The following is a 22651-nucleotide window of genomic DNA, read 5'->3' as shown; positions in this document are numbered from 1 at the left end:
GGTTTCCGGACCGGCTGTGTTCAGACACGAATATGCACACAGCAGGCCCTGATCCCCGGTAGCTCAGTTGGTAGAGCGAGCGGCTGTTAACCGCTTTGTCGCTGGTTCGAGTCCGGCCCGGGGAGCCAATCACCCGACAGATGCACAGCATCTGTCGGGTTTTCTTTTGCCCCGTCCCCATATCGCCCCGAAACCAGCCCGCGCCGCACAGATTTTGGCGACAAAACGCCTTCCCAGACCAGCGGCACGCCGCAGCCTCATTGACGCTTCATTCAAAGATTTTCAGAGGAAAGCACCCGGCGGAAGGGATCAATGATCCAGCTCTGCATCGCCGCACCTTTCATTTGCGCCAAGGCAGCCTCGATCAGGCGACGCCCCTTTTCAGGTTCGCCGTTCAAAATCATTGCCCAGCCGCGCAGCGCGTCCAGTCGTACCGACCATTCATCTCCCGGGCTACCGGCGGCAAGCAAGGCGGGATCAAGCCCCTCCACGATCGGCGCAGCGGCACCGCCATCGCCCATATCCAGCAGGGCCTGCGCCAGATAATAATTCAACACATGCACACCGGGTGAGGCTGGCCCCATCAGGCGGTCGAAAGCATCGCGCGCCGCTGTCAGCCGGGGAATCGCCTCCATGGCCTTTCCCAATTGCACCAGAATGACGCCTTCATTGCCGCCCGCCATCAGGCAATTGAGATGCTCAAGGCCAAGGGAGGCGCAGGTCGTCTCGCGCACGTGGGCAATCAAGGGCGCAGCTTCGGCCCAGCGTCCGCTGGCGGCATAAAGATTGCCCAATACCCCGCGCCCTTCGGCCAATTGGGTCGATTCCGGCCCGAAGGCGGCGGCCAATGCCGGCAAGGCCTCGGCCAGCACGCTTTCCGCCTTTTCCAGCCGCCCCGAATGAAGAAGGGCGGCACCATAATGCAATTTTGCGGTGGCGCGGCGTGCATCGCTGACGCCTGCATCGGCAAAGCGCGCCTCTTCTTGCAATTTTTCCAGAAGGACCACCGCCTCTTCCTGCCGACCGATACGGACATAGCCCTGCGCCAGATCAAGGCTGAGTGCATGGAAGTTGCGCGCATCATCCGGCGCAACACGGGCAAGACGCCGCAATGCCTCTTCATAATGGTCTGTTGCCGTTTCGCTTTTGGCCTGAAGAAGCTCAAAGCGCCCATGCGCCCGGGCAGCGGCCAGCCCTAGTGCGTCATCCTCGTCGAGTCGCGCGCCCGCATCTCCGTCGGCGGCCTCAAGCACCTCGCCCGCTTCGTCATAAAGCGAGGCATTGCTAAGCGCTTCGCCCAAGCGATAGCGAGCCTCCAGCGTGCGCGGATGGCTTTCGCCCAGCATATGGGCCAGAAGCAAAGCAGCGCGGCGATGATGCAGAACGGCGGTTGGGAAATCCTGAAGGCCGGTATAGATTTCCCCCGCCGTCAAGCGGACCGAGGCCTCCATGGCAGGATCGGCAGCAAAACGCGCTTCGATGCGCTTTGTGGCCTGTGTCAGTGCATCGCGCAGGCTGGCATCATGGCCCGCACCGGATTCGCGCGGGTCGGCATTGATCATGATATCACGCAAGAAGGCGGCGGTGGCTTCGGCGCGCGTTGCTTGCTGCTGTGCACTGTGCCACGCCTCGCTGGCACGCAAGAACAGCCCGGTGCTGGCTGCCACGCCCAACGCCAAAAGGGAAATCACCCCGATAAGCCAAGGCCGCCGCGCCCGGCTGCGTTGAAGAGCTGCCTGTGCTTTTAATGCGCGCTGTTTCACCGCCGCCAGCCGTCGCCGTTCAAGATGCCGCTCTTCCAAAGAACGCAGGCGTTGGGCCAGTTCAGCCGCCGAAGCCATGCGCCGCGTGGGATCACCCGCCGTTGCCTGCGCAATATCCTCGCGCAACAGGGCGCCTTCCAGATCATCCTCCCAGCCGGTTGTCAGCGGCTTTTTCAGATCACCCGCCAAGATCTGATAGCTAAGAACGCCCAATGCATAAATATCGCTGCGTGCTGTGGGGACCGCACCGGCTATCACCTCAGGCGCGATATAAAGGGGCGTGCCATAACTCGAATTGCTTGATGAATCATCCGCGATGGTCTGGCCAAGCGGGGTGATGCCCAGTTCCGCCAGCACGGCAGGCTCCATCAGGCGGCCACTGCCAAAATCGGTGACCCGCACCTGCCAGCCACCTTGGCCATCTGCATCCACCAGAACATTGGCAGGCTTCAAATCCTTGTGCAGCACCCCCACGCTATGGGCAGCGGCGATGGCGTCGATCACCTGCAAAGCCAGTTCCAACCGCTCGCTTGCTGACATGGCGGCCAGCCGTTCCTTCTCCTCCGCCCAGTCCGGCAGGCTCTGCCCGCCATAGGCACATTCAAGGAAGAAGGGCTCGGCTTCGAAATTCCAGTCGATGATGCGGCTGATGTCCGGGCGCTCCCCCAGCGATTCCCGCATCAAACGCGAGAGCGTGGCCTCGCGCTTCAGCGCCGCCAGACGCTCGCCATCGGGGCTGAATTTATAGACACGGCGCTCACCGGTCTTTTCATGTTGCGCCAGCCAGACCTCGCTGCCGCCGGTAATGGAAAGCTGCTCCAGAAGCCGGAAATGCGAACGGCCGGGCACGGCCTCGCCGGGCTTGAGTTCAAGGCGGCTGATCAGTCGTCGCCCTGCGGCGATGCGCTCCAGCTCGCCATCAAAGCGATAGCCCACCCGCGCTTGTGTGACGATGAAGGCGGCATTCCCCTCGCCCAGCGCCTTGCGCAGCTTGGCCACGGCATTGGCCAGCACATTTTCAACGGTGATGCGCCCGGCCCAGACCGTCTCGAACAGTTCTTCCTTGGTGACGACTTCGCCCGCATGGTGCAAGAGCGCGCGCAACACCTCCAGCGGGCGGCGCTCCATCTCCACCGGCTGCCCACCCATGCGCAGCTCGAAACGCGCCTCGTCGAACTCCGCCGAACCGAAACGATAGAGATATAAGTTACCAGATTGCGACAAAGCCGAGTCGCTCATCTGCACCCCCTTGTATTCCCGACCACAAGCCCGGGCCGAACAAGACCGAAACAAATTTTACAATGATTGAATGTTTATATCAACCATCTGATTAACCATGCGAATCCATAGCGTTAGGAATTCGTTAGATCTGCGTGAAGAGTTCCGCCTGCGCGGATGCAATGCTCCTTGTCGGTTGGCAATCCCCCTGAATCCCTCGGGAGGATGCAAATAGACAGGAGATGGAACGATGAAAATGGCAAGCATCATTCTCGGTGTTCTCGGCGCATTGGCCGTCGGCTTTCTGGGCATGAAATGGATGTCCGATTTCGGCTCGCTCAACGAAATGGAGCGTCTTGCCGCGCAGGCCCAGCTCGCGGCTCAAGGCGGCTCGCTCGACAAAATGATCACGGCCTCTTTCATTATGATCGCCGGATTTTTCGTGGGCCTTGCGGGCGTCTTCATGTCGCTCAAGGAACGCTATGCCCTCGCTGGCGGCTTGATGCTGGGCGCAGGTATTCTTCCCCCGCTTTTCGCGCCACAGACCTTTATTTTCACCGCGCTGCTCATTGCGGCTGGGGTTGTCGCCTTCATTGCACATTCAAAAAGAAATGCCGCACACGCCTGACCGATATGATGGAAAGGAGCGATGTTATGAAACAGATTATGAAACTGGCGGCCATCTCCGCTCTGATGGCTCTGGCTGCCTGCGGCGAAGGGAACTCGAATCAGGACAGGTACATCGCCGCCTGTGTTGCCGGTGGCTATAGTAAAGCCAATTGCACCTGCGCAAGCGATACACTGCACGCCGAACTCGACGAGGACTCATTTTCCGAACTGGTGAAATTCCATGAATCCATAGTGAAAGAAAAGGACGAAGCAGCCCGCAGCGTGATGGCCATGGGGGCCTTTGGCAATCCCAAGCTGTTGGATGCACTTGAAAAAACGGAAAAAATCGCCAGCAAATGCATGCAAGCTGCGCGCTCCAAGGAGTAAAGATCAAACTGGTCATAAACCCGACCTTTGAAGGCCACAAAAAGGAGGGGAAAGGGCGCGAACACATGCCTTCCCCCTCTCCGACCGCTTTGATGAAATTCATGAGCGTAGCACTTTATGCCCCGCAAGCGCTGGAAAGGGCCGCGGCGGGAAAGGCTTGCGCCCCCCATATGGAACAAGCCTTCATCATAAAAAGCCGGGCGCGGCTGCTGGTGCGTTGAAACACAGCCCGAACAAGAGGCGCAGAATAGCCATAGGCTCCCATTGCTTTATGGCTTTGATCCCTCTATTATTTCACATCAAATTTAGGGGAAATAAGAATGGCCGCTCGCTTGTTATCCGAAATCAGGCGACGCCGTGTTCTGCGCCTGATGGCACCTTATGCAGTCATTGCATGGCTGGTGATTCAGATCACAGCGACCATCGGCCCGGCTTTGGCCATGCCCCATTGGGTTTCGTCCCTTGTGGTGATCTTGTCCATCGCCGGTTTTCCGATAGTGCTTTATGTGGCATGGTTTTTCGACATCACGCCGCAAGGATTGATCCGGACACCCAAGGTTGATGAAAGCCACCCCGTGCATAAGCTGGGCATGGCCCGCTGGTTGGGATTTGGCGCAACCGTAACGCTGGCTCTTGCCGCCAGCTATATCGCGGTCGGCCTGATGATCGATGGCCAAAATCGCAATGACACAGCGCGTATGGCGGCCCTTCCCGAAGATAAATCTATCGCCGTGTTGCCCTTTGATGATCTGAGTCCGGCGCAGGATCTTGGCTATCTGGCACAAGGCATTGCCGAAGAGGTCACCGTTGCTTTGGGAAAGCTTGGCGGTATTCGTATCGCTGCCCCCCAATCGGCCTTCCGTGCTGCCATATCTGGCGCAGATAACCGCGCCATTGGCAAACAATTGGGCGTGGCAGCCATTTTGCAAGGCAGCGTGCGCTCCTCTGGCGATCGTTTGCGGGTAACGGCCGCCTTGGTCAATGCCGCCGATGGCCTGACCATCTGGACCGATGCCTTCAGCCGCACCCTGACCGATGTGATGACGGTAGAAGAACAAATTGCCCGCACCATTCTTGGCATCATGCTCGATCGCTTTTTGGACGACGACAATGATTTGCTGGGAAAGCCGGTGGCTGGCGATTCCTATGATCTTTATTTGCGGGGGCGCGCCGCCATGCGCAAGCGCACGGTGGATAGCCTACGTGAAGCCCGTACTTTTTTCGATCAGGCCATCTCGGCTGACGGGGAAAATGCCGCTGCCTATACCGGGCTTGCCGCAACCATTTTACTGCTTGGGGAAGGATCAGAGAATTTTGGCACGCTGGACCCTGCCATTGCCGCCACCATTGCCCGCAATAATGTGGAAAAAACCCTGATGCGCGATCCCAATATGGCAGAAGCCCATGCGGTTTTGGGCCGGATCGAGGATATGGAAGGCAATGCCCCGGCGGCGCTGGAGGCTTATGCCAAAGCCATTGCCCTTAACCCCAGCTATGCCGATGCCTATTTATGGCAGTCCTTATTATTGGCCCGTCAATCCCGCCACAAAGAGGCGATGGACAGTCTGGAAACCGCCTTCAGCCTTGATCCCCTGTCGCCGGTGGTTCTGTATAATATCGGCTTCCAAAAAGGCCTGCGCGGCCATCCGCAAGAAGCCCGCAAGCATTTCAACGCCCTTTTGGAACTGTCTCCCGGCTCGCCCCTTGGCCTTCGCGGTTTGGCCGATATTGCGCGGCGTGAAGGCAATCTGGCCGAAAGTGCACAATTCTGGAAACAGGCTTTGGCTGCCTCCCCCGAAAGCACTCAATATCGCGAAAGCCTCACGGCAACATTGCTGGCATTGGGGATGCCCGATATGGCCGGGCTTTACGCATCGCAGGATTTCAGCATCAATTTGATGCTCGCCCGTGATCAGTTCAAAGAAGCCTTGGCCGCGCTCGATTTTGCTGTCGAGGCCAATCCCGATGATAGCTATGTAGCGCTGGAAGCAGGCTGGTATACGTTGCTTTATGGCGCACAAGAACAAGCCGCAGACTTCTTGCTGGCAGCCGACAGCGCATTGCCTGAAGAAGAGCGCTTTTACATGCCCTATTGCTCGCCGGCCATTGAAGCTGCCTATATTTATCAAGTGCGGGGGGCGCAAGATGAAGCCCAAAGCCGCCTTCAACACTGCACAGAGTTGCTTTATGAAGAACGGAAATACGGTCTGGTTTCGGCAGAGCTTGATTATCTTTCGGCCCGGATCAATGCCCTCGAAGGCCGCAATGACGAGGCCATCGCCGCCTTGAACACCGCCTATGACCATGGCTGGCGCGAGGATTGGACGCCCCGCGATCCCTTATTGTTCGGCCTGCGCGATCTATCCGGTTATCAAGACATCATGGGGAAAATCACCGCGGATCTGGACAGCCAGCGTCAGAGCCTAACGCCTATTGCCGCAAATTGGTCTGCCGAGCCCTAAGCCAAGCGCCCCGATCCCCAGCAAAAAGAACGATATGGTGGGGGCCAAAGGCACATCACGGATCAGCACCTTGGTAGTTGCCAAGCCATCGAAATTCAATCCCGCCCCCAAATTCCCGCCAACGGTGCCGCAAGGGTCCAATAATGGGCCGGCGCAATCAAAAAATCCGAAATTCTCATTGGCATTGATGCTCAGGCGAACGGTAAGGTCCAGTGTGATATTTGCCGCCGCCCGTGCCCCGCTAGCGGCAAGATTTCCAAAAGCCGCAGGACCGGCGGCGCGCGCAGCTCCGCCACCGCCAAAGCCTTCGCTCAGCGCTTTCAACGCCTCTGGCATAGCGAAAGTCGGCGTTGGGTCTTTGCTTTCAAAGGTGAAACCGCCCAGCGTCCAGGTAAAGACAAAGTCCACATCGGGATTTTGCGCAAAAAGGAACACGCCCGGATCGACAATGGTGAAAAACTCCAAAGTTTCGCTGGTAAAAAACTCGTAAGATTGCCCTTCGCAGTCCTCGAAAGTGGGAATGGTGTTGAGCACATCGGCCACGCCATTATTGAAAAAGCTGACCGCCCGACCAGTGGGTGCGCCATTTTCATCCAAGGCCCAAAGCCCGACAAAGGGGCCCAAAGTGGGGCCAGTATAATCGCAAATGGCGCTACCGGTGGAAAGCCCCCCCGAGCGGATCAAACGCGCCTCGGCATCTGGTGCCAAAATCGCAAAACAGAGCGCCCCGATGCCAGCAACACCGACATATTTGACCTGTAACGACATATGACTACCCTTAGCTGTTCTGGCCCCACGCGCAATATAACACATTAATAAATTGTTAAATATGATTATCGTGAAGCCTTAGGTCGTCATCAGCGGGTCACATGGCCGTTCTTCACTTGCTTTTAGGTAAACACCACCGTTTTGCGGCCATTCAGCATGATCCGGCGTTCCGCATGCCATTTCACAGCCCGTGCCAGCACACTGGCTTCGGTATCCCGCCCAATGGCCACAAGATCTTGGGGTGAATGGGCGTGGGAAACCCGGCGCACATCTTGTTCAATGATCGGGCCTTCATCCAGATCTGGGGTCACATAATGCGCCGTTGCACCGATCAATTTCACCCCCAATTCATGGGCGCGGTGATAGGGGTGCGCGCCTTTGAAACTGGGCAAAAAGGAATGATGAATATTGATGCACCGCCCCGACAATGCCGTGCACATCTCGGGGGATAAAATCTGCATATAACGCGCCAGAACCATAAGCTCTGCCCCGCTGCTTTCAAACAAATCCAGCATGGCGGCTTCTTGTTCCCGCTTGGTGTCCGCCTGCACCGGCACATAATGGAATGGAACATCGTGCCATTCCACCAAAGGCCGCATGGTTTCATGGTTCGAGATCACCCCCATCACCTTGATAGGCAAGGCACCAATGCGCCACCGGTGCAGCAGATCGTTCAGGCAATGCCCAGCCTTTGAAACCGCGATCATCACCGGCAATCGCCGCTCCCAGCGGCGGATCACCCATTGAATACCCAACGGCTTTGCAAAGGCTTCAAAATCCCGCCGCACCGCGGAACTTTCCGCGCCATCGGGCAACCGAAAGTGAATGCGCACAAAAAACAGTCCTGTAGACGGATCGCCAAATTGCGCCGCATCGCGCACATCCCCTTCCCGGTCATATAAAAAGCCCGTCACCCGCGCCAGAATTCCCGGTTGATCCGCACAACGCATAAGCAAGACGAATTCATTATCCATAAAAGAAACCCGCTCCAGCTTGAGAAAATCATATCGTCCAAAGGATGAGGCTGGGATCTTTAAGGCAATTTATCTGCAGATCAAAGGCATAATATTATAAAAATATATAAATAAACGCACCTTTTCCATCAAAAATCGCAAGGGACCGCAAATCAAACTTAAGCAAACCGCACCCCGGCATGAAGCACGGAGTACGGCATCAAAGGCGATCAGGATGGACCGCCCCTTATGGTTTCAAGCAAAGTCTTAGAGATGGCAGATGGGATCGGGATTGCCATCAGGATCGCCAGACACAAGCCCACCATTGAAGGCCGTTCCGTTATTGATCAGGAAAATTCCTGCCGCATGGGGAGCCGCCATAGACGTGCCGGAAATGGTGTTATAGCCACCATTCAGCCATGTGGATTGGATATTCACCCCCGGATCGGCGCAATCGATCGGCGGATTGCCAAAATTGGAAAAGCTGGCAAAGCGATCCTGACTATCATGGGCCGAAATCGTGTAAACATTGGCGGCATTGGTGCGTGCCGGTGACACATTATTGGCATTCTGTGCTTCATTGCCCGCAGCAAGCGAGAAAAAGATGCCCTTGGCTGCCGCATTGCGAACCGCATTATCCAACGCGGAATTTGCCGGACCGCCAAGGCTCATATTCGCCACTTCGCCAGCAAGGCCCACCTGCGCCACATAATCCACACCAGCGATAATATCGGCAAAAGAGCCATTGCCCTGGGCGTCCAGCACCCGAACGGCAACAACTTTTGCACCGGCGGCAACACCGACAACGCCAATGCCGTTATCCAAGGCGGCAATCGTGCCGGCCACATGGGTACCATGGCCATTCTGATCATCAGGAGAGCTCAGCCCGCTGACAAAATTACGGCTTAGGGACACGGCCACATTGAGATCCGGGTGATCGAGGTCGATGCCGGTATCAATAACAAAGGCATATTTTCCAAGATTGCTGCCATCAGCCGGACCACCGACACGGGTAATTCCCCAAGGTGTGCTTTGGGCCTGTGCCGACACATCGCCGGTCGCTGCAGTGCCCACCTCTGCATCATTTATAAAGGCAACCCCGTCATGGCTGTAATAAGAAACCATCGGATCTTCTTCCATGGCCGCAGCCGTTTCGGCGGGCATTTTGGCGGAAAAGCCCTTGATCGAATGTTCGTAAATATGACCAACCTTGACACCGGCACGGGCCGCCATGCGCCGCACCACACCGCGAACGCGATTTGCCGGAATTTCATCATTCAAAACAAAGATATAATTGCCGTCCACTTTTTGCTGAAGATCGGCAGAAATACCATATTGCACAGGGCGTTCGCCCTCTTGCGCCAAAGCCATACCGGCGGATGCCGCAATGGCAATCAGTGAAGCGAGACCAATTTCTTTTTTCATGAGACACTCCCTAAAGTGCGTGTTGTCGATGGTCCCATGCTGAATTTGGTGCGCGCTATTGCAATATATTTTTCCCGTAAAAATTGATTAATATCATATAATACTCTTGTTTTAATAGATAAACTTTAGATGCAAAATTTCCATAACTAACTATTTATAAAAACTTTTTCAAAAAAGCCATTTCGAACAGCACAAAATATCCGAGCAAAATAATATATTTTTACAACTAAAAGGCGACAATCGTGAATTATTGAACCACAGAAATCACACACCAAAAAATAAACACAGCGCATAAAAACCAGCCGCCTTTCCTTCAAAGAAAAGACGATGTGCCTCTTATAGTAAGTGAAATTGCCCTCTGCTGCGTGGCGCCAATGGCCCCATAGTCGCAAATCGGCATAGCCGGAGATCGGCTTTATAAGCGAGCGGATGCCATAGGATGAAAACGGGCCAGCAGATCTTCAATCCGCTCTTCCCCCAAGGTTCCATTATCGCGCATTTCAGAAAGCATCCCCGCCCTCTCTGCCAGCCTGACCATATGCTCGCGCTCTTCATGGCTCAGCGTTTCAAGTGCATCGCGCACCCGCGTCAGGCGATTATGTAAAGGATCAGTGGGCATATCGGCTTCATGCAATAAAAACAGCCTATATTAAACCACAAACCAGACAATCCGACGATTGCCCAAATGGCTAATGGAAATGCGGCCATTTTCACGGTATGAGCCGGCAAGGAATGGTAAAAATGGGGCCATGCCTCCTGTTGGAAGACAACAACCCCATTTTCATACTCTCATCAATTACTGGTTTTTTCGCCTTCGCCACCCAAGCGTTTCATCAATTCGAAAATCTGATGACGCGTCTGGGAATCTTTGATTGCATAAAATCCGCGCACGAACCGAACGGTCTCGCGCTTACCAACTTGCCGCATATCAAAGGTATCTTCAGGCTTGGGCGGGATGAGCTTTGTCGCCAGATCTTCGCTCATATCATCGAAAAAGAACTCGATAGGAACATCAAGAACCTGGCTGATTTTGTAAAGATTGCTGGAACCGATCCTGTTCAACCCGCGCTCATATTTTTGCACTTGTTGAAAGGTCAGATCCAGTGCTTGCGCAAGTTTCTCCTGACTCATCCCAAGCAAAGTTCTGCGCAACCGGACACGAGATCCGACATGCACATCAATGGGGTTAGGTCCACGAACCACTTTGGTCTCCGTTGTTTTTTTTAATCGGATATGCCTTTACCGCCCCCCATTGCGGCTCAAGCAGAGACAAATTCAGACTAATCGAGAATGCACAAAAAGAGAAGTGTTTAAAGCCGCCTCTCTCTTCCACAGGCCATCATTGTTCTACGCAAACATGCGTTTTGTCACCAAATGCTTCAAGTGCAACCTGAACATAAGCCCGAATATTGTCTGAAATTTGCTCTTGGCATAAGGATAAAAGCAAGGATCGGGCGCGGTCCTTATCCAAGGCCACACCGTCTCCCGCCGCATAAAGCCGCGCCAACTCAATTTTTGCCTTAACAGACCCTTCCGCCGCAGCCTCTTCCAATCGGGCAACGGACATGGCCTTGGGGTCGGCCATCTGAAGCTCCAGCAAGCGCAGTTTTGCTTCACTATGGCCGTGTTGTGCGGCGCGGCGATACCATGTCTGCGCCTGCACCGGATCACGTGCCACGCCAAAGCCACCTTCATAGATCCAGCCCAACCGGAAGGCGGCATCTCCATCACCATTTTCAGCCAAAGGCTCGAAGATCGTACGGGCCGCCTCATAGTCTTGCAGGCTAAAGGCCGCGATCCCGTCGCCCAGATTTTGCGCCACGGCACCCACTGTCTGAAAGGACCAGACCAAAAGCACACTCAAAAAGGTCAGCTTGCGTTTCATGGCTCAATCGTTTGTCATAGAAAAGAAATGCCTTTTTACCGCCTAGCGCCGTGCGTTAAAAGGGGGAGAGATTGATCCTTAAAGAATGTTCCGGTAACGAAACAAGCATATAGGCATATGGCCTAAAAGATACTTCTACAACATAAAAAAGCACAAAAGGGATGGATGCACCATGTGGAACGGCTGGAAAAGTATGAAATTATGGAAGCGGATTCTTATCGCTTTCTCTCTAGCCATCATTTTCGGCGCGGGCCTGAAGGCTGCCGGTCTGTCCGATATTGCCATTGCAATTCAACCGGTCGGCCTTGTCTTTATCAATGCCATCAAAATGCTCATGGTGCCCATCGTGTTCACGACCATCGTTTCGGGCATTACCTCCTTACAAGACGGCCGCAAGCTGGGCCGCATGGGCGGCAAAACACTGGGGTTTTATTTCCTGACAACCGCATTTGCCGTGCTGATCGGCCTTATTGTTGGCGGCATCATTGAACCGGGAGCCGGGATCACCTTGCCCGATGCGGCAAGCAGTGGGCAAAATGCACCAGATCCGAATGCGGCCATCAGTGTGCGCGATCTTCTGATAGGGCTGATCCCCGCCAATCCCGTTGCCGCCATGGCTGATGGCAATGTGCTGCAAATCATCGTTTTTGCCATTTTCATCGGCCTGTCCATCAATCTGGCCGGAAAAAAAGGCGCGCCTGTCAAAGCCTTTTTCGACTCCGCAACGGAAGTGATTTTCAAGCTGGTTCATATGATTATGGAACTGGCTCCCTTTGGCATTTTCGCCCTGATCATCTGGGTGATTGGCGCATTGGCGGTCGATGAACTGGTCAGCCTTCTATGGATTGTCGTGGCGCTTTATCTTGCCTGTTTTGTGCAGATCGGCCTTGTTTATACAGGGCTTTTAACACTTGGCGGGCGCTTGCATCCCGTGAAGTTTTTCCGCGGCATAATCGATGCCCAAGCCGTGGCATTTTCCACCGCCACCAGCGCCGGAACTCTTCCTGTCACCATGTCCAATGTGGAAGATAATCTGGGCGTTCCCAAAAGAATATCCAGCTTTGTGCTGCCCCTTGGGGCCACCATGAATATGGATGGGACGGCGATTTATATGGGCATTGCCGCCATGTTTACGGCGCAAGCCATTGGTGTTGATCTGAGCATGGCCCAATATATAACGATTATTTTGACAGGCACTTTGGCGTCTATCGGGGCCGCAAGTATTCCCAGCGCCGGCTTGATCTTGATGCCTGTGGTTCTATCCTCCGTTGGCCTGCCGCTTGGGGCGATCATTCTGTTTTTCCCCATCGACCGGCTGATGGACATGATGCGTACCGTTACCAATGTAACAGGCGACGCCACGATTTCCGTTCTGGTTGCCAAATCCGAAGGGGAATTGGATATGGATCGTTTCAATGCCGATCCTGTTGAATAAAAGGGGCACCCCATGAAAATCGCCAGTTTCAATATCAATGGCGTCAAAGCCCGCCTGCCCCGCCTTTTGGAATGGCTCGACATCTGCGAAGCGGATGTGGTGTGCCTGCAAGAGCTGAAATCCATGGACGACAGCTTCCCCCGTCTGGAATTTGAAGGTCGGGGCTGGCATTTGGAAACCCACGGGCAAAAGGGCTTTAACGGCGTGGCCCTGTTTAGCCGCGAGCCGCTTCAGGATGTAAGGCGCGGCCTGCCCGGCGACGACAGTGATGAACAGGCGCGTTATATTGAAGGCACCCATAAAGGCGTGCGTATTGCATGTCTTTATCTGCCCAATGGCAATCCGGCACCGGGGCCGAAATACGACTATAAACTGGCCTGGATGGAGCGTCTGAGAAAACGGGCCGCCGAGCTGCTTGATAGCGAACAGCCAACGGTAATCACCGGGGATTTCAATGTGATCCCTATGGAAAAAGACTGTTATGATCCAGCAGCCTGGCTCAATGATGCGCTGTTCTTGCCGCAAACCCGCGCCGCTTTCCAAACCCTGTTATATCAAGGCTGGACCGATGCCATAAGGCAGATTCACCCGCAAGGCGATTGCTTCACCTTTTGGGATTATCAGCGCGGTTCCTGGGAAAAAGATCATGGCATCCGTATCGACCATTTTCTGTTGTCGCCCCAAGCCGCCGACCGGCTGCAAGATGCCGGTATCGACCGCGCCCAGCGTGGCAAGGAAAAAGCCAGCGATCATGTGCCCGTGTGGGTTACATTGTCTGATTGATATGCGCAGGCCACATCATTCGCCACAGGCGGATGCTGTGGTCTGATGAAATACGCCCCTCAAAACAGGGCAGCTCTTAGCGCTTGATAGAAAAGGGCGTGAAATCGGTGTCTTTGTCGAAATAATCTTCATGTTCGACCCGTTTGAGCCATCCCACAATCTTATAGGTGATTGGCGTCAACACCGCTTCCCAACCCACTTTCAGCGCGAAATTTGAAGCCATAATCATCAGCACCAGATCGGTGGGCCAAATACCCAAAAAGGCCACCGGATAGAAAACCATGCTATCGATGCCCTGCCCCACCACCGTTGATCCAATGGTCCGGGTCCATAGATATTTGCCTTTGGTCCAGATCTTCATCCGCGCCATCACAAAGGCATTGGCGAATTCCCCCAACCAGAACGCGGTGATCGACGCAAGAACAATGCGCGGTGTTTGCCCGAACACCTGTTCATAAGCGCCTTGCCCCAACCAGCCGGAAGCTGGCGGCAAAGACACCACCACAAAGCTCATAAAGGCCATGAACAAAATCGCCGCAAATCCGGCCCAGACCACCCGTCGGGTGCGTGCATAGCCATATACTTCGGTCAGCACATCGCCCAGAACATAGGAAATGGGGAAAAACAAAACGCCGGCGCCAAATTCAAAGCCGCCAAGGTCGGCCACCTTCGCCGCACCGATCAAATTGGAGCAGATAAGAACCGCCACAAACGCCGCCATGGCGAAATCATAATAGCGATATTGACGTGTTTCGGGCATGGCTGCGGCTTTCAAAGCAGGATGACATCAAGGAACAGGCGCGTTTGCCGCAGAACCATCCCACTGGACAAAAGCCTCTCCCTTGCTTGCTATATCTGCTTGTCGCTCAGGTCCAGAAGAAAACTTACAAAACCGGCCACAGATAATGCACAGCTATGGTGAATGGGGCCGAAGCGTCAAGCAGCCTGTTTTGCCTTGTCGATCACCTCAAGCAAAGCGCTGGCGGGATGGGCGCCATTCACAGCCAACCGCCCGTCAAAGACGAATGTTGGAACGCCAGTGATGCCCATTTTCCGCACGCTGTCGATCTGGCTCATCACAGCCTGACGATCCCGATCCGTGTCCAAAAGGTCACGAACCACTCCCTCTTCCATTCCGCATTTTTCGGCAATGGAAGCCAAAAGATCCCGATTGGAAATATCCTCGCCGTCCATGAAATAAGCGCGAAACAGGGCTTCAACCACATCATTTTGCACCCCCGCCGCAGCCGACCAATGGATCAAACGGTGACTATCAAGGGTATTGGGGGCGCGCGTGATGCGATCAAAAGCAAAAGCGATGCCTTCTTTGGCCCCTTCCGCAGCAATATGATCGAAGATTTCCCGCGCCCGCTCTGCCGAGCCGAATTTCGATGCCAAAAGTGCCGCCTTATCCGCCCCTTCCAATGGCAATTCGGGATGCAATTGATAAGGCCGCCAGTGAATATCCGCCACCAGACCCGGGCGCTGGGCCAAAGCCTGTTCCAACCGCCGTTTTCCAATCAGGCACCAGGGACAAACCGTGTCGGATATGATGTCGATTTTGATGCTGTCAGCCATAGCCAATGCCCCCTTTCAATCGGATGTGGCAGGAAATGTGGCAGGGAATGTGGTTTTTACAAGGGCTGGCAGTGCGTTTTCCTGCACTGGCGGCGAACATAAATATCCCTGATATATATCGCAGCCTTCTTCATAAAGGCGCACCAACTGCTCTTGCGTTTCAACGCCTTCAGCCACCACGAACATATTCAGTGTTTTCGCCATTGAAATAATGGCCCGCAAAAAGGCCCGGTCTTCCTTGTCCTGGCCCATGATAAAGGTGCGGTCGATCTTCAGTTCATCAATGGGCAAGGCTTTTAAATAGCCCAAAGAGGAATAGCCCGTGCCGAAATCATCCAGCGCCAAACGCACACCCAAGGCTTTCAGATCGTCGATCACTTGGGGGGCATTGCCGCTTTCATCAATGATGGTGCGTTCGGTGATTTCCAACGTCAAACGGCGCGGCGGAATACCCGATTTTTTCAAGCTGTCGCGCACCACATGCACCAAACGGGACCCCACATAGTCCGTGAACATATCCGCCGACACATTGATGGAAAGCTGCAAAGCCGGCAGGCCGGACGCTTCCAGCCGTCCAAGGCCCGCAAGAGCGGATTCAATCACCCAGCACCCCAGATCCACGGTGATCCCGGCCTCTTCGGCGATGGGGATGAAACTTTCCGGGCTGACAAGACCCAGATCGGGATGGTTCCAGCGCACCAGTGCCTCGACCCCCACCACATCGCCACTGCGCACGCTGGCCTGCGGTTGGAAATACATTTCCAGTTCCCCCAAGGCCATGGCATCGCGCAAGCGCCCCTCCACCTCCATCTTCTGGGCTTCGCTGGCAGCCAGATGCTGCGAATAAAACGCAACGGAATTGCCCGGCCTTTGCTTGGCGGAGGTGACGGCGGAATGTGCCGCTTTCAGCAAATCATCCGCGGTAAGTGCATCGGTGGGAGCGACAGCAATTCCGGCACTGGCCGATAGATAGACCGACCGCTCATCAACGCGAAGCGGGGCCGACACGCGCTGCAAAAGGCTTTGCACAGCCTGGGTGATATTGGCCTTCCCCCGCAAACCCGGAAGCAGGATCGCAAATTCTTCACCGCTAAGCTGCCCCACAAGGGGCATATGATGTAAACGGCGAGCTTCTTGCTCCCCCGCACGGGCCTTTACATAATGTGTCAACGCCGCCACCGCGGCGCGGATACGGTTCAGGCTGGCACGCAATACCAAATCGCCATTATCACGCCCATATTGGCTCAGCACGCGCTTGAAACGATCCACATTGATAATAACCAGACATAAGGGATGATCGGCTTCTGCCATTTCAACGGCAGCCCGGATTCTGTTCCGGAAGGCCCGTTGACCCAGAACAGAACTGCCTAAAAGGCTTTTCTCCAAATCATTATTCTGTTCAACCGCCTGCTCCACCGGCATCGCATCGGCAGCCGCCCATTCCAGATGAAGGGGAGCCACCATGCGGTCATGGTGCCGCATCAGCAAATAGAAAACCCGCGCCGATAATAATTTCGGATTGCTTTCGCTCAGAATAATATCATCCACCAAAGGATCACAGGCCACCTTCAAAAGCTCAGGCGATACCTGATTGTCTTGACTGGAGATCAAGGCAATCACCAGCGGACGCGGATGGCCCCATTTGGACAATAATTGGCTGCAGACCGACCGGTGAGCCGTAAATGTCTCGATGTCGATGAACACCACTTGCGGCGCTTGTCGATCGACCATCCGGGACGCGGCCGTCATGCTTACATGCCGCACATCAACTTGCGAAGAGGCGAGCAATGCCATCCACTGATCAACATCTCGCCCTGTGATCAGAAGACAATCGATCTGCGAAAGTGGCCGTTCTGTATCCGCCATGCGCATCCAATTATCCTAAACGTAATGTGGCGAATCTAGCCCCCTCTGCGCATTGGCACAAGCATCGCCACATATTTAACCATCTTTCTTTAGATGCTGTTGATCTCAAGGCATTATAATCCGGATTCTGGCAGAAAGGATCCGGGGATGAAAATCGTTACAACAGCCCTAAGCGGCCTGATGGCAAACCAACAACGCCTTGAAACATCGGCACAAAATATCGTCAATGCCAACAGCACCGGAAATCGGGACACGGTGTTCCAGCCCCGGCGTACGGTTTTATCGCCAGCCCCCAATGGATCCGGTGTGGTTGCCCTTACAAGCCCTGTCTCTCCGGCTTCATTCCCTGCATTTCAGCCCGACAGCCCCGATGCCAATGAAGCCGGGTTGGTAAAAGCGCCCAATGTGTCGTTGATCGGTGAAATTGTAGAGATGAAATCAGCGGAAGCCGGCTATAAAGCCAGCCTGCGTTTGCTGGAAACCGCACAGGATTTATCGGAGCAGTTGCTGGATACCGGCGACAGGGATGAACGTGGCTAAAGCGCATATCCGCCACTATGCCGCCCGCAAATCTTATCCAAAGTCCTTCAACAACCGCTGCTTTTGCCGATCCCAATCGCGCTGCTTGATATCTTCGCGCTTGTCATGGGCCTTTTTCCCTTTGGCCAGCCCCACAAGAATTTTGGCGCGTCCATTATTATCGAAATAGACTTTCAACGGCACAAGAGTCATGCCTGCCCGTTGCAATGCGCCGGTAATTTTGTTGATCTCTTTGCGGTGCAAAAGCAGTTTGCGGGGGCGGCGCGGCTCGTGATTATGGATATTGCCGTGGGAAAATTCGTCGATATGGGCGTTGATCAGCCATATCTCGCCATTTTTCTCTTCAGCATAAGATTCGGCAATATTGGCCGTCCCTTTGCGCAGCGCCTTCACTTCCGTCCCCGTGAGGACAATGCCCGCTTCAAAGGTGTCTTCCACCGCATAATTATAGCGCGCCTTGCGGTTTTCCGCCACGTGACGCCCATTAAGATCTTGCTTTACCATCAAACCTATTTAGGACGAATGTCCTTCCAGTGAAAGCCCCAGATTGTCCATTGCCTGTATCACCACGTGTTTTCCTGCCTCGGACAAAGGAGCAAGGGGTAAACGCAGGTCGGGCTTACTAAGGCCTAAACGATGCGCCGCATATTTCACCGGTGCCGGGCTGGTTTCACAAAACATCGCTTGATGCAGGTCGCTCAGCCGATCTTGTAACAAAAGCGCCGTTTCATAATCATTGGCCGCACAGGCTGCTTGCAGTTGCGCGCATAAAGCGGGGGCGATATTCGAAGTCACCGAAATGCAGCCCACACCACCCATGGCATTAAAGCCCACCGCCGTTGCGTCTTCACCGGAAAGCTGGGCAAAGCCCTTCTTGCACAAAAGCCTTTGACGGGCCACCCGCGCCAGATCGCCCGTGGCATCCTTTAGCCCCACAACCCGATCGAGCTTTGATAAGGCCGCCAGCGTTTCCACATGCATATCCGCCGCCGACCGGCCCGGAATATTATAAATAATCAATGGAAGATCGCAGGCATCATGGATGGCCGTGATGTGCAAGACCATCCCTTCCTGACTGGGCTTGTTATAATAAGGCACCACCACAAGCAGCCCATCGGCTCCGGCTTTTTGTGCGGCTTTGGCCCGTTCAATGGTTAGCGCCGTGGCGTTTGTGCCCACACCTGCAATCACCGGAGCCCGCCCTTTGGCCACCGACACGCAAGCGGCAATGACATCATAGTGTTCCGATGCCGATAAGGTGGGCGCTTCGCCTGTTGTGCCGCACGGAACAAGCCCGGATGTCCCTTGGGCGATCTGCCAGTCACAAAAGGCTTCAAAGGCTTTATAATCCACACGGTCCTCGCAAAAAGGCGTGATCAGCGCTGTCATTGAACCGGTGAACATCTGTGCAGTCTCCCGAAACTGAAGGGGCTTCTTCATCTTGTGATCCACAGCCGCCTCTTGACCTGTTATGGTTAAAATTGGACCATGCTGTTGCAATTGACCAAAGTCAGCATGACATCATCCATGCTTGGGTTTTTCTCAAGGGCAGTGCTTCATTCTGCATCTCTTTAAAAGCTCTGTTAAGGAACAGCGAGTAAATTCAACAGGCATGGGCTCAATGACAAGGCAGATTTTTCACATCCTTTCCTCCAGCTTGCACAGCTTCGGGGTGATCCTGCTGGTTTCAGCCTTTATCCTGCCCCTGTCCCATGCGCACCGGTCCGCTGCTGCCACCACCACCGTCATTCCCAGAGACAAGCCCGAACCGCCCGCCCATTTCCTTCGCGGCGCCACAGGCCAAGCCTATATCACGGCCTTCGATCAGGCGTCAAAAGGCCGGATTGATAAAGCCTTGGCTGCCTTGCCAAAAAGCGCCGACGATCTTGAGCGCGACTTGATTTTATGGTCTGCCATCATCAAAGGTGGCCGCGGTGATTTTGCGCAGATGCGGCAGTTTTACCAAACCCATAGCGATTGGCCTTTGCCAGACACCTTGAGCCGCGCTGTTGAGGATACCATCCGCTCCACCACAGCAGACAAAGACATTCTGACATGGTTCAACGCCCATCCGCCCCAATCGGGAAAGGCCCATATCCACTATGCCAAGGCCCTTTTGCGGGCCGGACGGCAAAAGGAAGGCATACACCATCTGAAAACCGGATGGCGCACGGCCAATCTTTCCAGCCCGGAAGAGCGCCAGATTCTGTCCCGCCACGGAGCCCTTCTAAGCACCGAAGACCATATTGCCCGAGTGGATCATCTGCTGTGGCAACGCGCCCGCCAACAGGCCATGCGGCTGGTGAAGCTGTTGCCGCCCGACTATCAGGCATTGGCAAAGGCCCGCAATGCCTTGATGGCCTTTGCCTATAATGTTGATCGTGCGGTTGCGGCGGTGCCCGACCATCTGAAATCCAATGCGGGGCTGGTTTATGATCGCGCATATTGGCGGCGCATCAAGGGCAAGAATGAAGGGGCCGAGCAGCTTTTGCTGGAAACCGAAGTGGATGGCCGAAATATCGGACGCGCGGATCGCTGGTGGCGGGAGCGACATTTTCAGGCCCGCCGTGCCATGAAGGAAGGGCGGTATGATGCCGCTTATCGTCTGGCTGCAGAGCATGGCCTATTGGATGGCTATGATAAACAGGCAGACGGGCAACAGGAAACCGACCTATCCGATGAACTGCCCCGCCGGACCCGCGCCCAGATTGCCGAAGCAGAATGGCTGGCAGGATGGATTGCCCTGCGCTTCAAAGACCGTCCGGCACAGGCTTTGGAACATTTCCAGACCCTGAATTCCGTTGTGACCCTTCCTGTCAGTTTGGCACGTGGTGCCTATTGGTCGGCCCGCGCCGCCGAAGCGATGAACGATCCAGCTTTGGCGCGACGCTGGTATGAAACGGCGGCCCTTTATCCCACCGTGTTTTACGGCCAATTGGCGGTAGACCGTTTGGGCGATGATTTGAACGCACTCAAGACCCGCCCTCTTGAGCCAAGCCCACAGGCCCGCACCCTGTTCGAGCAAAATCCTTTGGTAAAAGCTGCCCGCATTTTGGCCAAAATGGAGCAAGAGTATCTATTGGGTTTGTTTGTGCGCCATTTGGCACAGCAGGCCGACACCCCGGAACAGAATATTTTGGCAGCCAAACTTGGCCAAGAACTGGAACGGCCGCAAATGGGGGTGATTGCCGCCAAAGCCTCCGTGAAGGACGGTGCCATCATGGTGGAAAACGGATATCCGGTGATTGCCCTTGCCGATGCCCGACCAGACAGCCACAGCCTTATTCTTTCCATTGCCCGCCAGGAAAGCCAGTTCAACCCCAAAGCCATCAGCCATGTGGGGGCGCTTGGGTTGATGCAATTGATGCCGGCCACCGCCAACCGTATGTCCCGCCAGCTTCAAAAACCTTATTCCCGGGAAAGGCTGCTCAGCGATCCCGCTTATAATCTGGAATTGGGTAGCGCCTATTTTGTACAGCTTTTAAAGCGCTATGATGGCGCTCCCATGCTGGCTTTGGCTGCCTATAATGCCGGAGCGGGATCGGTATCGCGTTGGCTGAACGATTATGGAGATCCCCGTATTCAGACGATTGATCCCATCGATTGGATCGAAATGATCCCCTATAGCGAAACCCGCAATTATGTTCAGCGGGTTCTGGAAGCTGCACCGGTTTATGCCCTGCGCTTGAGCGATAAGGTGGCCGAAAGCGATGGTGGGGACAAGGCAATCACGCTGACATCTTTTCTCCAGCGTGGACGAAAGGCCGGACCGGATGGATATATGCCCCGGCCCAAGCCTTTGCCCGAATTGCCCTTCATCATGCCGCTGTCCAATGAAACCGCCCCCACCATGCCCGGCGGTTGACCTTCCAGTCTGGCGCTCATATTTGAACGCCAGCCCCTAGAGCATCCCGACCGCCCGAATATGGGTCAGGATTTTACGCCGCATTGCCTTGTGAATAAATTCAAGGCTTAGCGCTTGCCACGCCCGTCATCATCCTTATGGTGCTTGCGCATATTCTTATGATCGCGGTCCATATCGCCGCGTTTTTGGAATGTGCGCATTTCTTCCCGGCTCAACACCCCGTCGCCATCAGCATCCAGCTTATCAAACATGCGGTCTTGACGATCCTTGCGCTGTTGTTCGCGCATCGCTTTATGGCCCGCCTTCATTTCTTCCAGAGTCAGGCTGCCATTGCCGTCTTTATCACCCGCTTCAAAGCGTTTCTTGTGAAAGGCTTCCATTTCGGCCCATTCAACGCTGCCATTTTTATCGGCATCCAGTTTTTTCAACATCGCCGCAGCCATGTCTTTTTTCATGCCGTGACCCTTGTCGCCATGGTGGGCAGCCAAGGAAACACCGCTGGCAAAAACCAGCCCGATGCCGCCCAAAATCAGCCCTTTATAGGTCTTTTTCATAAATTCTCTCCTCGCAATCAAATGGATGAAGCGACCATACCCTGTGCATTTGCCGCCATCTGTTGTGATACGTGCCACACACAACCAATCCTGCGTTTATACAGCATCCGGTTCCAGCCAACGCACCAAAACGGGCCGGACCAAAACACCCAGAACGCCGCCCACAGCCACGCCCAGAAGATCGACCAGGAAATCGTCAAGGGCCATCTGGCGGCCCACAAAGGGTTGGATAATTTCAATCAAAGCGCCAAGGCCCGCCGCGCACGCCAGATAAAAAAGACGCCATGTAAGTGGCCGTGAAGAAAGCCCCAGAACAAAAGCCAGAATGAAATAAGCAACAAAATGCTGAAGCTTGTCGGAAATATTAAGCTCAAGGGAAGACGTGACCGGATAAAGCGACCCGAAAATAATATTAAGGGCAACGGCCACAGTCACAAGGCGCCGAAACAACTTTAAAAGGGTGTGGCGCATAAACGTCTCTTTCCATATGTCGCCCCCGCCCGCCCCTTCGCATCACTGATGGAAAAGGCAGGCAGAGGATGACCGGTCTCTTTCACGAT

Annotated in this window: 22 protein-coding genes and 1 tRNA gene; 9 read left to right on the top strand and 14 right to left on the bottom strand. The window is 54.7% G+C overall.

The window, feature by feature from the left end; genetic code table 11:
* The first annotated feature begins 52 nt into the window (after positions 1-52).
* Positions 53-128 (top strand) — tRNA-Asn (locus IEX96_RS11290).
* A 144-nt stretch (positions 129-272) separates the two neighbouring features.
* On the opposite strand, the gene IEX96_RS11285 is transcribed toward IEX96_RS11290, so the two are convergent.
* Positions 273-3002: a protein kinase domain-containing protein gene (locus IEX96_RS11285; protein ID WP_188873943.1), complete on the bottom strand. Its 2730-nt coding sequence runs from the start codon at positions 3000-3002 to the stop codon at positions 273-275.
* Between the two features lie 229 nt (positions 3003-3231).
* Between IEX96_RS11285 and IEX96_RS11280 the strand changes: the two genes are divergently transcribed.
* From IEX96_RS11280 to IEX96_RS11265, 4 genes are all read left to right on the top strand, one after another.
* Positions 3232-3609: a hypothetical protein gene (locus IEX96_RS11280; protein WP_150005623.1), complete on the top strand. Its 378-nt coding sequence runs from the start codon at positions 3232-3234 to the stop codon at positions 3607-3609.
* A 26-nt stretch (positions 3610-3635) separates the two neighbouring features.
* A complete protein-coding gene (locus IEX96_RS11275) occupies positions 3636-3977 on the top strand; it encodes a hypothetical protein (protein WP_150005622.1) in 342 nt (113 codons plus the stop codon).
* A gap of 65 nt (positions 3978-4042) precedes the next feature.
* Positions 4043-4198: a hypothetical protein gene (locus tag IEX96_RS11270; protein WP_188873942.1), complete on the top strand. Its 156-nt coding sequence runs from the start codon at positions 4043-4045 to the stop codon at positions 4196-4198.
* Positions 4199-4297: 99 nt separating this feature from the next.
* Positions 4298-6439, top strand: coding sequence for a tetratricopeptide repeat protein (locus IEX96_RS11265; protein WP_150005621.1), 2142 nt, complete (start codon positions 4298-4300; stop codon positions 6437-6439).
* Here the strand turns inward: IEX96_RS11265 and IEX96_RS11260 are convergent.
* The 6 genes from IEX96_RS11260 to IEX96_RS11235 form a co-directional block, all read right to left on the bottom strand.
* Entirely contained in the window at positions 6401-7207 is an 807-nt protein-coding gene (locus IEX96_RS11260) for a hypothetical protein (protein WP_188873941.1), read from the bottom strand. The two genes, IEX96_RS11265 and IEX96_RS11260, sit on opposite strands and share 39 nt — an antisense overlap.
* 122 nt (positions 7208-7329) lie before the next feature.
* Positions 7330-8181 (bottom strand): formyltetrahydrofolate deformylase, encoded by an 852-nt coding sequence (purU, locus tag IEX96_RS11255; RefSeq protein ID WP_150005619.1) that lies wholly within the window; start codon positions 8179-8181, stop codon positions 7330-7332.
* Positions 8182-8427: 246 nt separating this feature from the next.
* Positions 8428-9585 carry a S8 family serine peptidase gene (locus IEX96_RS11250; RefSeq protein ID WP_150005618.1) on the bottom strand — a complete coding sequence of 386 codons (1158 nt, stop codon included), beginning with the start codon at positions 9583-9585 and terminating at the stop codon, positions 8428-8430.
* 415 nt (positions 9586-10000) lie between these two features.
* The gene (locus IEX96_RS11245; RefSeq protein ID WP_150005617.1) at positions 10001-10204 is read right to left on the bottom strand and encodes a hypothetical protein; all 204 of its coding nucleotides are present in this window, start codon (positions 10202-10204) and stop codon (positions 10001-10003) included.
* A 173-nt stretch (positions 10205-10377) separates the two neighbouring features.
* Positions 10378-10761: a helix-turn-helix domain-containing protein gene (locus tag IEX96_RS11240; protein ID WP_268238507.1), complete on the bottom strand. Its 384-nt coding sequence runs from the start codon at positions 10759-10761 to the stop codon at positions 10378-10380.
* A 163-nt stretch (positions 10762-10924) separates the two neighbouring features.
* On the bottom strand, positions 10925-11470 hold the full coding sequence (locus IEX96_RS11235) for a tetratricopeptide repeat protein (RefSeq protein WP_188873940.1): 546 nt from the start codon (positions 11468-11470) through the stop codon (positions 10925-10927).
* Positions 11471-11663: 193 nt separating this feature from the next.
* Between IEX96_RS11235 and IEX96_RS11230 the strand changes: the two genes are divergently transcribed.
* Both IEX96_RS11230 and xth read left to right on the top strand, forming a co-directional pair.
* Positions 11664-12905 carry a dicarboxylate/amino acid:cation symporter gene (locus tag IEX96_RS11230; protein WP_188873939.1) on the top strand — a complete coding sequence of 414 codons (1242 nt, stop codon included), beginning with the start codon at positions 11664-11666 and terminating at the stop codon, positions 12903-12905.
* Between the two features lie 12 nt (positions 12906-12917).
* Positions 12918-13688 (top strand): exodeoxyribonuclease III, encoded by a 771-nt coding sequence (gene xth / locus IEX96_RS11225; RefSeq protein ID WP_150005615.1) that lies wholly within the window; start codon positions 12918-12920, stop codon positions 13686-13688.
* 76 nt (positions 13689-13764) lie between these two features.
* On the opposite strand, the gene IEX96_RS11220 is transcribed toward xth, so the two are convergent.
* From IEX96_RS11220 to IEX96_RS11210, 3 genes are all read right to left on the bottom strand, one after another.
* Positions 13765-14448, bottom strand: coding sequence for a queuosine precursor transporter (locus tag IEX96_RS11220; protein WP_150005614.1), 684 nt, complete (start codon positions 14446-14448; stop codon positions 13765-13767).
* 176 nt (positions 14449-14624) lie between these two features.
* Entirely contained in the window at positions 14625-15266 is a 642-nt protein-coding gene (locus IEX96_RS11215; protein WP_150005613.1) for a DsbA family oxidoreductase, read from the bottom strand.
* 15 nt (positions 15267-15281) lie between these two features.
* The gene (locus IEX96_RS11210; protein WP_188873938.1) at positions 15282-17138 is read right to left on the bottom strand and encodes a putative bifunctional diguanylate cyclase/phosphodiesterase; all 1857 of its coding nucleotides are present in this window, start codon (positions 17136-17138) and stop codon (positions 15282-15284) included.
* A gap of 141 nt (positions 17139-17279) precedes the next feature.
* Between IEX96_RS11210 and IEX96_RS11205 the strand changes: the two genes are divergently transcribed.
* A complete protein-coding gene (locus tag IEX96_RS11205; protein WP_188873937.1) occupies positions 17280-17672 on the top strand; it encodes a flagellar basal body rod protein FlgC in 393 nt (130 codons plus the stop codon).
* Positions 17673-17705: 33 nt separating this feature from the next.
* Here the strand turns inward: IEX96_RS11205 and smpB are convergent, their stop codons facing one another.
* Together smpB and dapA are read right to left on the bottom strand one after the other, a co-directional pair.
* A complete protein-coding gene (smpB, locus tag IEX96_RS11200) occupies positions 17706-18176 on the bottom strand; it encodes an SsrA-binding protein SmpB (RefSeq protein WP_150005609.1) in 471 nt (156 codons plus the stop codon).
* Between the two features lie 9 nt (positions 18177-18185).
* A complete protein-coding gene (gene dapA, locus IEX96_RS11195; RefSeq protein WP_229773695.1) occupies positions 18186-19112 on the bottom strand; it encodes a 4-hydroxy-tetrahydrodipicolinate synthase in 927 nt (308 codons plus the stop codon).
* Between the two features lie 181 nt (positions 19113-19293).
* On the opposite strand from dapA, the gene IEX96_RS11190 reads away from it, so the two are divergent.
* A complete protein-coding gene (locus IEX96_RS11190) occupies positions 19294-21537 on the top strand; it encodes a lytic transglycosylase domain-containing protein (protein ID WP_188873936.1) in 2244 nt (747 codons plus the stop codon).
* Between the two features lie 107 nt (positions 21538-21644).
* Here the strand turns inward: IEX96_RS11190 and IEX96_RS11185 are convergent, their stop codons facing one another.
* Both IEX96_RS11185 and IEX96_RS11180 read right to left on the bottom strand, forming a co-directional pair.
* Positions 21645-22091, bottom strand: coding sequence for an EF-hand domain-containing protein (locus IEX96_RS11185; RefSeq protein ID WP_150005607.1), 447 nt, complete (start codon positions 22089-22091; stop codon positions 21645-21647).
* 96 nt (positions 22092-22187) lie between these two features.
* Entirely contained in the window at positions 22188-22562 is a 375-nt protein-coding gene (locus IEX96_RS11180) for a VanZ family protein (RefSeq protein WP_150005606.1), read from the bottom strand.
* Positions 22563-22651 lie beyond the last annotated feature (89 nt).

Source organism: Iodidimonas muriae (assembly GCF_014647255.1).
GTDB classification, from domain to species: domain Bacteria; phylum Pseudomonadota; class Alphaproteobacteria; order Sphingomonadales; family Rhodothalassiaceae; genus Iodidimonas; species Iodidimonas muriae.
This window is presented reverse-complemented; position numbering and strand designations above follow the sequence as displayed.